The sequence below is a fragment of the Amycolatopsis sp. TRM77291 genome (assembly GCF_054166285.1).
In genome coordinates this window covers 6,841,934-6,853,950 of record NZ_JBSZHF010000001.1, presented here as the reverse complement: position 1 = coordinate 6,853,950, position 12,017 = coordinate 6,841,934, and the positions used below count along the sequence as shown (strand labels likewise).

Annotated in this window: 14 protein-coding genes; 10 read left to right on the top strand and 4 right to left on the bottom strand. The window is 70.1% G+C overall.

The features are described from left to right. Positions 1–76 precede the first annotated feature (76 nt). The 5 genes from ACXIZN_RS31905 (at position 77) to ACXIZN_RS31885 (ending at position 2,699) form a co-directional block, all read left to right on the top strand. On the top strand, positions 77–430 hold the full coding sequence (locus ACXIZN_RS31905) for an STAS domain-containing protein (RefSeq protein WP_126732363.1): 354 nt from the start codon (positions 77–79) through the stop codon (positions 428–430). Positions 431–484: 54 nt separating this feature from the next. Continuing rightward, positions 485–1,270: a metal-dependent hydrolase gene (locus ACXIZN_RS31900; protein WP_457960645.1), complete on the top strand. Its 786-nt coding sequence runs from the start codon at positions 485–487 to the stop codon at positions 1,268–1,270. Positions 1,271–1,334: 64 nt separating this feature from the next. Beyond that, positions 1,335–1,892: a TetR/AcrR family transcriptional regulator gene (locus ACXIZN_RS31895; RefSeq protein ID WP_457958769.1), complete on the top strand. Its 558-nt coding sequence runs from the start codon at positions 1,335–1,337 to the stop codon at positions 1,890–1,892. A 53-nt stretch (positions 1,893–1,945) separates the two neighbouring features. Then, entirely contained in the window at positions 1,946–2,269 is a 324-nt protein-coding gene (locus ACXIZN_RS31890; protein WP_457958768.1) for a hypothetical protein, read from the top strand. 37 nt (positions 2,270–2,306) lie between these two features. Then, positions 2,307–2,699 (top strand): hypothetical protein, encoded by a 393-nt coding sequence (locus tag ACXIZN_RS31885; protein ID WP_457958767.1) that lies wholly within the window; start codon positions 2,307–2,309, stop codon positions 2,697–2,699. A gap of 44 nt (positions 2,700–2,743) precedes the next feature. Here ACXIZN_RS31885 and ACXIZN_RS31880 read toward each other — a convergent pair whose 3' ends face one another. Then, positions 2,744–4,378: an ABC transporter permease gene (locus ACXIZN_RS31880; protein WP_457958766.1), complete on the bottom strand. Its 1,635-nt coding sequence runs from the start codon at positions 4,376–4,378 to the stop codon at positions 2,744–2,746. Then, positions 4,375–5,271 carry an ABC transporter ATP-binding protein gene (locus ACXIZN_RS31875; protein ID WP_192747576.1) on the bottom strand — a complete coding sequence of 299 codons (897 nt, stop codon included), beginning with the start codon at positions 5,269–5,271 and terminating at the stop codon, positions 4,375–4,377. Before ACXIZN_RS31875 ends, ACXIZN_RS31880 begins: the two co-directional genes overlap by 4 nt. Before the next feature lie 94 nt (positions 5,272–5,365). Here ACXIZN_RS31875 and ACXIZN_RS31870 point away from each other — a divergent pair, with 94 nt between their 5' ends. After that, positions 5,366–5,869 carry a GbsR/MarR family transcriptional regulator gene (locus tag ACXIZN_RS31870; RefSeq protein WP_457958765.1) on the top strand — a complete coding sequence of 168 codons (504 nt, stop codon included), beginning with the start codon at positions 5,366–5,368 and terminating at the stop codon, positions 5,867–5,869. A gap of 1 nt (position 5,870) precedes the next feature. On the opposite strand, the gene ACXIZN_RS31865 is transcribed toward ACXIZN_RS31870, so the two are convergent. Next, positions 5,871–6,455, bottom strand: coding sequence for a TetR/AcrR family transcriptional regulator (locus ACXIZN_RS31865; protein ID WP_457958764.1), 585 nt, complete (start codon positions 6,453–6,455; stop codon positions 5,871–5,873). A gap of 96 nt (positions 6,456–6,551) precedes the next feature. Here ACXIZN_RS31865 and ACXIZN_RS31860 point away from each other — a divergent pair, with 96 nt between their 5' ends. From ACXIZN_RS31860 to ACXIZN_RS31845, 4 genes are all read left to right on the top strand, one after another. Continuing rightward, complete coding sequence (locus ACXIZN_RS31860; RefSeq protein ID WP_457958763.1) at positions 6,552–7,184, top strand: NAD(P)-dependent oxidoreductase; 633 nt, start codon at positions 6,552–6,554, stop codon at positions 7,182–7,184. Positions 7,185–7,601: 417 nt separating this feature from the next. Continuing rightward, entirely contained in the window at positions 7,602–8,207 is a 606-nt protein-coding gene (locus tag ACXIZN_RS31855; RefSeq protein ID WP_101611873.1) for an RNA polymerase sigma factor, read from the top strand. Beyond that, positions 8,204–8,683 carry a hypothetical protein gene (locus ACXIZN_RS31850; protein ID WP_007030725.1) on the top strand — a complete coding sequence of 160 codons (480 nt, stop codon included), beginning with the start codon at positions 8,204–8,206 and terminating at the stop codon, positions 8,681–8,683. The genes ACXIZN_RS31855 and ACXIZN_RS31850 overlap by 4 nt, the downstream gene beginning before the upstream one ends. Positions 8,684–8,725: 42 nt before the next feature. Further along, positions 8,726–11,326: a CHAT domain-containing protein gene (locus ACXIZN_RS31845; protein ID WP_457958762.1), complete on the top strand. Its 2,601-nt coding sequence runs from the start codon at positions 8,726–8,728 to the stop codon at positions 11,324–11,326. 193 nt (positions 11,327–11,519) lie between these two features. Here ACXIZN_RS31845 and ACXIZN_RS31840 read toward each other — a convergent pair whose 3' ends face one another. Continuing rightward, complete coding sequence (locus tag ACXIZN_RS31840; RefSeq protein ID WP_457958761.1) at positions 11,520–11,960, bottom strand: SRPBCC family protein; 441 nt, start codon at positions 11,958–11,960, stop codon at positions 11,520–11,522. Between the last annotated feature and the right edge of the window lie 57 nt (positions 11,961–12,017).

The following is a 12,017-nucleotide window of genomic DNA, read 5'->3' as shown; positions in this document are numbered from 1 at the left end:
GGGCGCGGCCGTCGCTTGAGACCACAGGCGCGTTCCGGCGCTGAGCGTCGGTTCTCACCTGATGAGGAGAATGTGCATGCCCGCAGCGGACCAGAACACCACGCCGCCCGGTTTCAGCATCACGCTGGACGCCGACGCGTCTGAACCGCGTGTGGTGGTCACCGGTGAGCTCGACCTGCTGACGAGCCCGCAGCTTCAGGAGACCCTCGGGGCCCTGATCACGGACAAACCGTCCGGTCGCGTGGTCGCCGACCTGACCGGTGTGACGTTCTTCGACTCCTCGGCACTGAACGTGGTGCTCCAGGCGCAGCGTCAGGCCGCCGAGAAGGAGGTCGAGCTCGAACTGGTGCCCAGCCCGCAGGTGAGCCGGGTGATCGAGCTCACCGGCGTCGCCGAGCACCTCAGCGTGTCGGAGGAGCCCCCCGCCTGATCCCCCGCTACGGTCGTGGGTTCGTGATCCGCGACACCTGGGGGCTGCACGATGATGGGGCGCACGCATGCCCTGACCGGCTGGTGCGCGGGCCTCGCGCTCGCACCCTCCGTCGGGGCGGGCACGGTGCACCAAGCGGTTGTGTTCGCCGCGACCACGGCCGGCTTCGCCCTCCTGCCCGACCTCGACCACCCGGGCGCCCGCGCGTCGAAACTGCTCGGCTGGTTCACCGGCGCGATCTCCTGGCTGCTCCGCCGGGTTTCGGCGGCGCTGTACGCGCTGACCAAGGGACCCCGGGACGAGAAGGTCACCGGTAAGCACCGCCATCTCTCGCATACCGTGCTGTTCGCCGTCGGTCTCGGCTTCCTGACCTCCTGGGGCACCGCCGAGGGCGGCCCGTGGGCGGTGTTCGGTGTCGTCGTCCTCGGCCTGCTGCTCGCCGAAGGCGCGCTCGGCGACTGGCTCCTGCCGGTCAGCGGCGCCGCGGTCGCCTGGTGGGTGTGGTCCGCCCCGCCGGACAAGGCGGCGCAACTCGCGGAGATCTCCGGCTGGCTCGGCGTCGCTGTCGCGGCCGGGTGTTTCGTGCACTGCCTCGGCGACGCGCTGACGGAGTCCGGCTGCCCGTTCCTGTTCCCGATCCCGATCGCGGGCGAGACCTGGTATGAGATCCGGCCGCCGAAGGCGCTGCGGTTCCGCACCGGCAAGAACGTGGAGAACCGGCTGATCTTCCCGGTGTTCGCGGTCGCCGCGGTGGTGCTGATCCCGGGTGTCTGGGAGTACCTGTTCACCACCGTCCAGGGCTTTTTCCCGCCGGAGGGCACACAGACCGCGGTGCAGTGAGGAATGCCCTCGTCGGCGGCGGCGTTGAATCGGAACGCCGGACCCGGTTCGAGGAGGGGAACAAGTGGACAAGCCCGTACTGCGCGCCGACGCGCGCCGCAACCGAGCGAAGGTGCTCGCGGCCGCCGAAGAGGCTTTCGCCGTCGACGGCCTCGCCGTCCCCCTCGACGAGATCGCCCGTATCGCCGGAGTGGGCGCGGGTACGGTCTACCGGCATTTCCCCAGCAAGGAAGCGCTCTTCCAGGCCGTCGTGGTGGACCGGCTCGAACAGTTCGCGGCGGAAGCGCGCGAACTGCTGACCGCCGAAGACCCCGGTGAAGCGTTCTTCGACTTCTTCAAACGCGTCGTCCAGCAGGCGTCGCGCAACCGGGCCCTCTGCGACGCGCTCGCCGAGACGACCGGGCTGGGTTTCAAAGCGAGCGCGGGCAACGATTTCCGTGCCGCGTCGCAGGCGCTGCTGACCAGGGCACAGGCCGCGGGCGCCGTGCGCGAGGACATCGACGGCGACGACCTGCGCGCCCTGATCGCCGGATGCCTGGCCGCGGAACGGTATTCGCTCGAAGAACGTCATCTCGTGCGGATCGTTGTCGACGGATTGCGCACGCAACGTAACAAAACGTAAGATCGACGCGAGAAGTCCTCGTACCTGCGCTTCGCGTGGCGAGGGGGTGCCGGATGTTCGGTCAAGGTCCCACCGCCGGTTCCGTCACGGTCGCGGCCATCGCCGGCCTCGCGACCGGGCTGCTCGTCGCCGCCCTCCTGGTGGCAGGCCGCGAGCCGCAGCGCCGCGTGTACGAAGTCGGCACGACCCCGTCCGCGGTCACGACGTCCCGTTCGGTCGGGCCGGTCACGGTGACCGTGCCTGGCAGCGCGCCGGAACAGCTCGTCGTCACCCGCACCAGGACGCCGGCGCCGCGCACGGTGACCAAGACCGTGACGCCTTCACCCACCTCGACGACGCTGCCGCCGGCGACGACCACCGGGTTCCGAAGCGACTGAGGCAACCCGGGCGGCCCTTCGCGTCGTCTGTCCGGGTATGCGCCGGCTACCCGTTTTCGTGCTCTTGCTCGCGTCCTTGACCGCGTGCCATCCCGGCGAAAGCGCCTGTGCGGCCATCGGCCTGTCGGAGGGGATATCCCTCGCCATCCCGCCGGAAGTGGCCGCCGGTGTCACCCGTGTGTCGCTTGAGTTGTGCTGGGCCGGTACCTGCGTGACCGAATCCGCGCCCGGTGGCGAGCGCGTCTTCATCCCGGCCCTTGGCCTGCCGACCACGCCGGTCCGGACCACCGTGACCCTCGACGACGGAAAGCCTCAAGTCCTCGACGTGACTCCGGTGATCGCCTATCCGGTGAACAAGGCGTGCGGAGACGGCGTGCCGGTCGCGAAGCTGGTCGTGACGTCCGGCGGCGAGGTACGGCAAGTACCGTGAAGGCCGCCCACCCCGTCGGACGGCCTTCACGGTTTCCCCTGTGGCTAGCCGACGTCGCGACGCCGCCAGCCCATGAGCCCGGCCACGAGCGCGACCACGGCGACCCCGGTCAGCCAGACCAGCGGTGTCGCGGTGAACTCCGCGGCGGGCAGTTTCGGAACGTGCGAGAACGGTGAGGCGTCGACGACCGCCTGCGGCAGGTTCAGCACCGGGCCGAACAGGCTGAGCAGCAACGCCAGCCCGGCGATCGCCCAAGCCGCCGTCGAGAACTTCGGCGCCAGGCCGAAAAGCGTCACGGCGAGGCCGGTGATCACCCATACCGCCGGAAGCTGTGCCAGCGAAGCGAGCACCATGTCCCCGACCGCGTCACCGGCGCCGCCCGCCCGCATCCCGTTCGACAGTCCTAAAAGGACACCGCTGAGCACCATCATCAGCGCGGTACCGCCGAACGTGAACACGAGATGGCTTCCCAGCAGCCGCAGCCTGCCCACGCTCGTCGCGAGCAGCGGCTCGACCCGCACCGCGGTCTCCTCGGCACGGAGCCGTAACGCGGACTGCACGCCGTAGAGCGCGATGACCATGGCGAACAGGCCCGCCATCGCGGCCATGAAGGCGTCGACCAGCGCGTCCGTGCCGCCCAGCCGGGTGAAGATCTCCTTCGCCTGCCGGCTTTCCCCGACGACGTCGCCGATACCGCTCGCCACCGAGCCGAACACCGCGGCGCAGACCGCCGTGCCGATCAGCCAGCCGATCAACGGACCCCGGTGCAGCCGCCACGCCAGCGCGAACGGGCTGCGCAGCGACGTCGCCGCTTCGGCGGGGCCGGGACGAGGCGGGATGATGCCGGTGCCGACGTCGCGCCGCGGGAGCAGCGCGTACCCGGCGGCGCCGACCACCACGGTCGCGGCCAGCGGCAGCAGGAAGACCCACCAGCGCTCGTCGGCGAACGGCCGGATCTGCTGCGCCCACCCGATCGGGGAAAGCCACGAGACCCAGGTCGCGTCCGAGGTCGAGTCGCCGACGGCGCGCAGCAGGAACGCGACCCCGACCGCGGTGGCGCCGATCCCGTTGGCCGTCCTCGAATACTCGGCGACCTGGACGGCCACCGCCGCGATCGCCGTGAAGACCAGCCCGGTCGCGGCGGTGGCGGCGCCGAGCGCGAGCGAGCCGCCGGCGGGCAGCTTGGCGCCGATCATCAGCCCGGTCTCGACGAGTCCGATGAGGACACTCGCGCCGGCGGACACCAGCACGCCCGCGGTCAGCAGGGCGTACCGGCCGACCACCGCGGAGGCCAGCAGTTCCGCGCGGCCGGTGTCCTCCTCGGCGCGCGTGTGCCGGGTGACGGTGAAGACCGCCATCAGCCCGGCGATCAGGGCGAGGAACCCGCCGAGCCGCCACGCGGTGAACCCGCCCGCGGTCGAAAGATCGAAGGCGGGGCCGTAGATCAGCGAAAGCGACGGGTTCGAGCCCATGCTCGCGGTGAGCCCGGCCCGTTCGGCGGCCGTCGGGTACAGCGTTTCGAACGTCCCCGACGACGTCGAAGGCATGATCCCGAGCAGGACGATCCAGATCGGGAGGACGATCCGGTCCCGCCGCAGCGCCAACCTGGTCAGGTGCCAGGTTCCGACCAGTCCGTGCGCCGGTCCGGTGACCAGGGGACGGTCCAGCGTCGCGGTCATTTCGCGCTCGCTTCGGTGGTGTAGTGACGGAGGAAGAGCTCTTCGAGCGTCGGCGGCTGGCTGGTCAGGCTGCGGACGCCGACCTGGGTGAGCTGGCGCAGCGCGTCGTCGAGGGAGCGGGTTTCGACGTCGAAGCGGACCCGGTTGCCCTCGACCTTGAGGTCGTGGATGTTCTCCAGCCTGGTCAGCCCGTTCGGCGGGCCGGCGAGTTCGGCGGAGATCGACGTCCTGGTCAGGTGCCGGAGCTCGGCCAGCGTGCCGGTCTCGACGGTGTGCCCGTTCCGGATGATGCTGACCTTGTCGCAGAGCGCCTCGACCTCGGCGAGGATATGGCTCGACAGCAGCACCGTGCGGCCCTGCTCGCGTTCCTCCTGGATCGCGTACTGGAAGGTGGCCTCCATCAGCGGGTCGAGGCCCGAGGTCGGCTCGTCCAGGATCAGCAGGTCGACGTGCGAGGCCAGCGCGGCCACGATCGCGACCTTCTGCCGGTTGCCCTTGGAGTAGGTGCGCCCCTTCTTCCTGGGGTCGAGGTCGAACCGCTCGATCAGGTCCTTGCGGCGCCGCTGATCGAGCCCGCCCCGCAGCCGCCCCAGCAGATCGATCACCTCGCCGCCGGACAGGTTGGGCCAGAGGTTCACGTCGCCGGGGACGTAGGCGAGGCGCCGGTGCAGGCGCGCCGCGTCCTTCCAGGGGTCGCCGCCGAGCAGGCGGACGTCCCCCGAGTCCGCGTGGAGCAGGCCGAGCAGGACCCGGACGGTGGTCGACTTCCCCGCGCCGTTCGGGCCGAGGAAACCGTGCACCTCCCCGGCGGGTACCTGCAGGTCGAGGCCGTCCAAAGCCTTGGTCCGGCCGAACGATTTGTGCAGGCCGGAGATGGAGATGGCGTTTTCCATGCGTCTGAAGGTACAGTGATTTCACGAAGTTGTGAAGTTAAGAAAACATATGGATGGTGTGATCACTCTGGGGGATGTACGAGAGGATGTGCCCATGACGACGACGCCTGAGAGTGCTTCGAGCACCCAGAGAGACGAGGACGCCGTCCGCCGTTACGTGGAGCACCTGGGTCTCACGCTCTCCCAGATCGGGATGCAGCGGATGCCCGCCAGGGTGTTCGCCGCGCTGATGACCACCGACGCCGGCCGTCTCACCGCGGCCGAGCTGGCCGACCAGCTCTCGGTGAGCCCCGCCGCGATCTCGGGGGCCGTGCGGTACCTGGAACAGATCGGGCTGGTCGCGAAGGAACGCGAACCCGGCTCACGCCGCGACCACTACCGGCTCTTCGACGACCTCTGGTACGCCACCTTCATGAAGCGCGACCGCATGATCACCATGTGGCGGGACGCGGCCGACGAGGGCGTTTCGGCGCTGGGCGCGGACACGCCCGCGGGTGAACGGGTCGCCGAGATGCGGGACTTCCTGAGCTTCATGGTCAAGGAGCTCAACGACATGTACGCGAAGTGGCACGAGATGCGGGCCGAAAAGGGCAAGTAGGTCAGAGAGCTCGCGCCAACGTCGCCGCGAGCCTTTCCGCCCACCGGTCCAGCTCCTCCGCGGACGGCTCGCGGTCCTCGAAGGACGCCAGGAACGCGTACTGGAAACAGGCCCCGAGCAGCAGTGACGCCGCCGCGTCCAGATCCGCGTCCTCGCGGACCCTGCCGAGCCGGACCTCTTCACCCAGGTACGCCGAGAGGCGCACCAGCGGCACGTCCGGCCCGCCCGCCCTGTTCGTGACCCGTTCCCGATGGGTCGCGAGCAGCTCCCGCGAGGAGAACAGCGACACCGAGATGGGGAAGCTCTCCAGGTAGAACGCCAGCGTGATCCGCGCCAGCCGGGCGAGATTCTCCACGAGCGGCGCGTCCGCCGCGGACCTCATCAGCTCGTCCAAGGTCGTCCCGAGCGCGGGGAGCCGCTCGGTGAGCACGCTCATGAAGATCTCGGTCTTGTCCTTGAAGTGCTTGTACAGCAACGCTTCGGAGTAGCCGGCCGCCCGCGCGATGGCCTTGGTCGTGGCATGCGCGTAGCCCTGCTCGCGCATCACCTTCGCCGCCGCGGCGACGATCTCCTCGCGGCTTCCCATGTTCGCTCCTGAGGGCTTCTCAGCGTTCGCTCGACAAGTGGTGGGTGAACACTCACCATAGTGGGTGAGTGTTCACTAACCCAGGAAGGCGTGACCATGAAGCTCACTGTTCTCGGTGCCACGGGCGGGGTCGGCTCCGAAGTCGTCAAGCAGGCGCTGGCCGCGGGGCACCACGTCACGGCGGTCGTGCGCGACCCGTCCCGCCTGCACGCCGAAGGTGAACTGCTGGAGGTCGTCGTCGCCGAGCTGTCCGAGCACGGCGCCCTGACCGAGGCGGTGTCCGGGCGTGACGCGGTGATCTCCGCCCTCGGCTCCCGCGACCGCAAGCCGACGACCGTCGTCACCGACGGGGCGCACGCCGCGGTCGCCGCGCTCGGATCGGCGGGCACGCGGAGGCTGCTGCTGGTGAGCGCCAGCGGGCCGTTCGTCGACGGCGACGGCTTCTTCACCAGGAACATCGTCAAGCCGATCCTGGGCAGGGTCCTCCGGCACGCCTTCGCGGACATGGTCGCCGCCGAGCGGATCGTGCGCGCGAGCGACCTCGACTGGACGATCGTGCGCCCGCCGCGCCTGCTGAACGGGCCGCACACCGGCGTGATCGCCGCCCGCACCGACGGCAACGTCCGCGGGAGCTACAGCATCAACCGCGCCGACGTCGCCGGCTACCTGCTCCGCGCGGCCGCCGACGACTCGCTCGTCCGCCAGACCGTCTCGATCGCCAAGGGCTGACCTCCCCCGCGTTTCGTCCTCTGAACGCGGTTGTTGCGTGCGCAACGATCGCGTTCAGAGGACNACCAACCCGCCGGTGAACTGAACCAACACAGACAGGTGATGTCCGGAGGCCGAGGGGGCCTCCGGGTATCACCTCCGGGTGCTCCCTTCGGGGGAGGGGGGACGCCCGGACGCGGGCCCGTTGGGGAGCGGGCCCGGGGGGAGGGAAAAAGGGCCGGCCGGTGCGCAGTCCACACCTACTCGCGCCGGCCGGTGCCTTTGTCCTTCACCCCAGACCGATGGGGACGACCGGAATTCGACAAAAAAGTTAGTGACTTGATGTATCCCAGAGCCTCTTGCACGCTCCTTTCCCCCGAAAGGCCCGCGATACTGCCAGCGCCGACACGAAGACACGTCCGAAGTGGGGCAGATACGGTGACCGACGTGCAAACGACCGAGGTAGACCCGCCGTGGGAAGGACTGACCGGTGCCGACCTGCATGCCGCCTGCATGCGCGCGGCGCGGGCCGGTGACCGCCAGGCGATGGACAGACTTGTGCACGAGCTGACCCCGCTCGTGTGGCATGTCGCGCGCGCGAACGGGCTCGACCGCCTGACCGCCGAGGACGTGGTCCAGACGGTATGGCTCGCCCTGTTCAGCCAGCTCGACAAACTTCGCGACCCCAAGGCGCTCGCCGCGTGGCTGATCACCACCACCAGGCGCGAAGCGCAGCATCCCTTCGGCCGCCGCGCTCAGCCCGTCCCGCTGACCGACGAGCTGGCCGAAAGCATGGAGAGCACCCATCCGGCCCCCGAAGAGGAAGCCGTCCGCGCCGACCGGGATCGCCGGGTCTGGCGCGCCTTCCTCCGCCTGCCGCACCGCTGTCAGCAGCTCCTCCGGCTGACCGTGCTCGCCGGGCGGGCCGAGTACCAACTGGTCGCCGAAGCACTCCGTATGCCGCGCGGAAGTGTCGGCCCGACCAGGGGCCGTTGCCTCGAATCGATGCGCGACCTGCTGGCCCACGAAGGGGGAAGCCGATGAACGACCTCGGGACGCCGGGGGAGATGACCTCCCCGGGCGATGAGGCCCTGCTCGCCGATATCGGGCGCTTCATGGACGAACTGGACCCGCCACCGGGAGACCTGGTGCAGCGGGTTCAATTCGCGCTCGCGCTCGAAAACCTCGACGTCGAGGTCGCCCGCTGGGAACGGATGGACGCCACCGCGGGCGTCCGCGGCAGCGACACCGGCACGATCACCTTCACCGTCAGCGATCTGACCGTGATGATCAACCTCACCAAGATCGGCAAGAAGCACCGGATCGACGGCTGGCTCGTGCCCGCCGGCGAGTACGGAGTGGAGGTTCGCGTCGCCGAGCACGGCACGAGTTCCACCACCGCCGACGAGGGAGGCCGGTTCGTGCTGGACAACGTCCCCCAGGGCACCACCCAGATCGTGATCCACCTCGGCGACGTGACCTGTCGCCGGACCGTCGTGACCCCGACAGTGGTGCTGTAACCGGACGGCTGTTCCGTTATGCGGCGCGGGTGTGCTCCCATAGTGCGTGTGCCCGTGCAGCTTCCTGTCGTCGATCCCGTAGCCGAGGCGGCGGCCGATCTGCACCGTCAAGCGAGGGCCGCGGCCTCCGATCACGGTCCGGGCGCGGCCATCCGGTTGCTGCAGCGTGGCTTGGCGCGTCTCGGACCGGTCGAGCCCAGCAGTGCCGAACGGCTGGCGATCCGTGTCCGGATCCTCATCAGCCTGGCGGCCGCGGAGGCGGAGGTCGCGTCCCAACAGGACGGATTCGCCCGGCTCTCGGAGGCGGAACAGGTTCGGCTCCAGTTGCCGGAAGGCGATATCCGACGTGAGCTGAGCTTCACCGTGGTGCTCCAGCGAGCCGTGGTGCTGATGCGGTCCGGGCATCTCGACGAATCGCTCGCGCTGTACAACGCCGCGTTGCCGAACCTCCTCGCGGAAGCGGCGAAGCACAGCCTCCTGCTCACCCGGAACCTGGTGAACCGGGCTTGGCTGCATCTCCAGATGAGCAATCCGGACGCGGCGCACGCCGACCTCGTCGCGGCGCTCGACATCGCCGTCGAGCACGGGCATCGGATGCTGGAAGGAAAGATCCGGCACAACCTGGGCGACCATGCCCAGCTGCTCGGCGACATCCCCGAAGCGCTCCGGCACTACGAGCAGGCGGCCTCGATCTTCGTCACCGACGGGCCCGGCTCGCTGCCGCTCGTCCGGCTCGACCAGGCGAAGGCGCTGCTCACCGCCGGGCTCGCCGAAGAGGCGGCTCGACATCTCGACGAGGCGATCCCCGAACTCCGGGCCAACGGCGCGCACCATCTCGTCGCGGAAGCGGAGGTCGCGCGGGCCGGCGCCGCCATCCTGGAGGGTGACCACGTCCTCGCGAAGAAGCTCGCGACGTCCGCACGGCGGAGCTTCCTGCGGCGTGGCAACGGCCGGTGGGCGGAGATCGCAGAGCTGACCCGCCTGCGCGCGGACGCGGTGAAGGTCCTGGCGGACCGGGAGCGGAAACCGGCCGCGAAACTGCCCGAGCGGCTGGCCGATCTCGCCATCCGGCTGGGCGGGCTCGGGCTGCGTGACGAAGCGGGCGCGGCCCGGATGTTCGCGGTGCGGCTGCTGATCCGTCGCGAGGAGACGGTCGCCGCGCAGGAACTCCTGGCGCAGGTACCGAAACCGCGGCAGACCACGCCGATCGACCACCGGATGCAGCTGCGGTTGTGCCGGGCCGAACTCGCGGTGGCGTCGCATCGGCCGCGTTCGGCGCTCGCGCAGGCACGGGCCGGGCTCGCGGAACTCGGGCAGATCCGCGACCGCATGGGCGGGCTCGACCTCGTCTGCGGGACCGCGGCGCACGGTGAGGAGCTGGGCAAGCTGGCGCTCACGCTGGTGCTCAAGAAGGCGAGGCGCAGCGGCGCCGGAGCGAAGAGCCTGTTCGCGTGGCTGGAACGCACGCGCGCGCAGGTGTACCGCTACGAACCGCTCCCGCTGATCGAGGACCCCGCGCTCGCCCGGCACATCAACGAGATGCGGCACGTGCAGGGGACGATCCAGGCGCGGCGGTTGTCCGGCGAACCGGTCGGGAAGCTCGAGGAGCGTTACGACCGCTTGCAACGGGAGGCGACGCGGCTCGGGTGGTACACCAGCCAATGGGGTCGTCCGCGCCCGGTCTCGACACCCGAAGAGGTGGTGGAGCGGCTCGGCGATCGCGTGCTGGTCAGCCTGATGGGGTATCGCGACACCTTGTACGCGGTGGTCGTCGACCGCGGCCGGTTCCGGCTGCTGAAGCTGGGGCCGCTCGCGGAGATCGTCGAGACCGCGCGGCAGTTGCACGCGGACCTCGACGCGCTGGCTCCGGACAACCTGCCCGCGCCGCTGGTCGAGGTCGTCACCGGTTCCGCGCGTCGCCGGGCGGACAAACTGGACAAGCTGATCTCGGCGTCGCTGGCGAAGACGCTGGAGAACCGCGAGCTGATCATCGTGCCGATCGGCTCGCTGTACGCGTTGCCGTGGGGTGCTTTGCCGTCACTGCACGGGCATCCGGTGTCGATCGCGCCGTCGGCGACCGCCTGGGTGAGCGCGTCCGGGCGGCGGAGCTCCGGCCCGGTCCTGCTCGCCGGCGGCCCGGGGGTGCCGGGTTCGGTCGGTGAGGTGCGGAACCTGCGGACCGTGTACCCGCAGGCCCGGCTCGTCGACGGGAAGGACGCGACCAGCGAGACCGTACTGTCCGCTTTGGACGGTTCCGGGATGGCGCATCTGGTCGCGCACGGCGCGCACGAACCGGCGAACGCGCTGTTCTCGCGGCTGGAGCTCGTCGACGGCCCGTTGTACGCGCACGAAACCGCCCGGCTCGCGAAGCCGCCGGAACGGGTGGTGCTGGCCGCGTGCGAACTCGCGATGAGTCACATCCGGCCAGGCGAGGAGGCGCTCGGTTTCGCCGGGACACTGCTCGCCAGTGGTTCGCGGACGGTCATCGGCGCGATCGCGCGGGTCGGCGACAAGGCCGCCGCCGCCGCGATGTCCGATCTGCACCGTCGGCTGGCTTCGGGGACCGCGCCCGCTCTGGCACTCGCGGAAGCGACCGCCGCCGATCCGCTGCGGCGGCCGTTCCTGTGCCTGGGCGCGGGCTGACTTCCGCCGCACGGGATGTGGCGAAGGCTCCCTTCGTCGCGCCCCATGCGGCTATGGCGTCCTTCAGTTCCCCACAGGAGTTGTCCACAACCATCGTCCCCTGTGGACAACTCCGCCGAGCAGCCCTTCCGGGAGCCCATCGCCGGTAGACTGGACTCGGGGTCGCCCCCCTTGGGAAGGGCGGGGGGTGGGGTCAGGCCCGTTCCGCGTGTTTCACCAGGCGGGTGGCCAGGATCGAGATCACGGTGCGCAGGGCCGTGCGGACGGCGGCGCCGGTGCCGGGCAGCGGTTCGGTGAACCGACCGGTCCAGCGCAGGTCCGTGCCGCCGGAAGTGTTCGGCGTGAACGAGACTTCGGCGCGATAGTCCTTCAGCGGCGCCAGACCGGCGAAGCCGTAGACGTGCTTTCGGTCCTGTTCGTACTCCAGCGTCTCTTCGTGGAGGTACACCGGCCACAGCCCGACGGCCCGGACGGCGCCCACCTCGCCCGCGTCCGGTTTCCGCGCCCAGCGCGAGTGGAACACCACCGGCTTCGCCCATTCCGACCACCGGGAGCCGTCGGCCTCCAGCGCGAACAGGGAAGCGGGCGAGGCGCTGCTCGTCCGGTTGACCTCGAAGGAGTACGTCTTGCCCATGCGGCGACGATAACCGTTCCGGCCGCCACGGATAAGTGGTCAAGGCTGACAGTGCCG

Excerpts from the sequence above, each read along its gene's own strand:
- ACXIZN_RS31890 (WP_457958768.1), top strand. The coding sequence starts at position 1,946 with ATGTTCGGTCAAGGTCCCACCGCCGGTTCCGTCACGGTCGCGGCCATC.
- ACXIZN_RS31905 (WP_126732363.1), top strand. The coding sequence starts at position 77 with ATGCCCGCAGCGGACCAGAACACCACGCCGCCCGGTTTCAGCATCACG.
- ACXIZN_RS31880 (WP_457958766.1), bottom strand. The coding sequence starts at position 4,378 with ATGACCGCGACGCTGGACCGTCCCCTGGTCACCGGACCGGCGCACGGA.
- ACXIZN_RS31885 (WP_457958767.1), top strand. The coding sequence starts at position 2,307 with ATGCGCCGGCTACCCGTTTTCGTGCTCTTGCTCGCGTCCTTGACCGCG.
- ACXIZN_RS31875 (WP_192747576.1), bottom strand. The coding sequence starts at position 5,271 with ATGGAAAACGCCATCTCCATCTCCGGCCTGCACAAATCGTTCGGCCGG.
- ACXIZN_RS31840 (WP_457958761.1), bottom strand. The coding sequence starts at position 11,960 with ATGGGCAAGACGTACTCCTTCGAGGTCAACCGGACGAGCAGCGCCTCG.
- ACXIZN_RS31860 (WP_457958763.1), top strand. The coding sequence starts at position 6,552 with ATGAAGCTCACTGTTCTCGGTGCCACGGGCGGGGTCGGCTCCGAAGTC.
- ACXIZN_RS31870 (WP_457958765.1), top strand. The coding sequence starts at position 5,366 with ATGACGACGACGCCTGAGAGTGCTTCGAGCACCCAGAGAGACGAGGAC.
- ACXIZN_RS31850 (WP_007030725.1), top strand. The coding sequence starts at position 8,204 with ATGAACGACCTCGGGACGCCGGGGGAGATGACCTCCCCGGGCGATGAG.
- ACXIZN_RS31865 (WP_457958764.1), bottom strand. The coding sequence starts at position 6,455 with ATGGGAAGCCGCGAGGAGATCGTCGCCGCGGCGGCGAAGGTGATGCGC.
- ACXIZN_RS31900 (WP_457960645.1), top strand. The coding sequence starts at position 485 with ATGGGGCGCACGCATGCCCTGACCGGCTGGTGCGCGGGCCTCGCGCTC.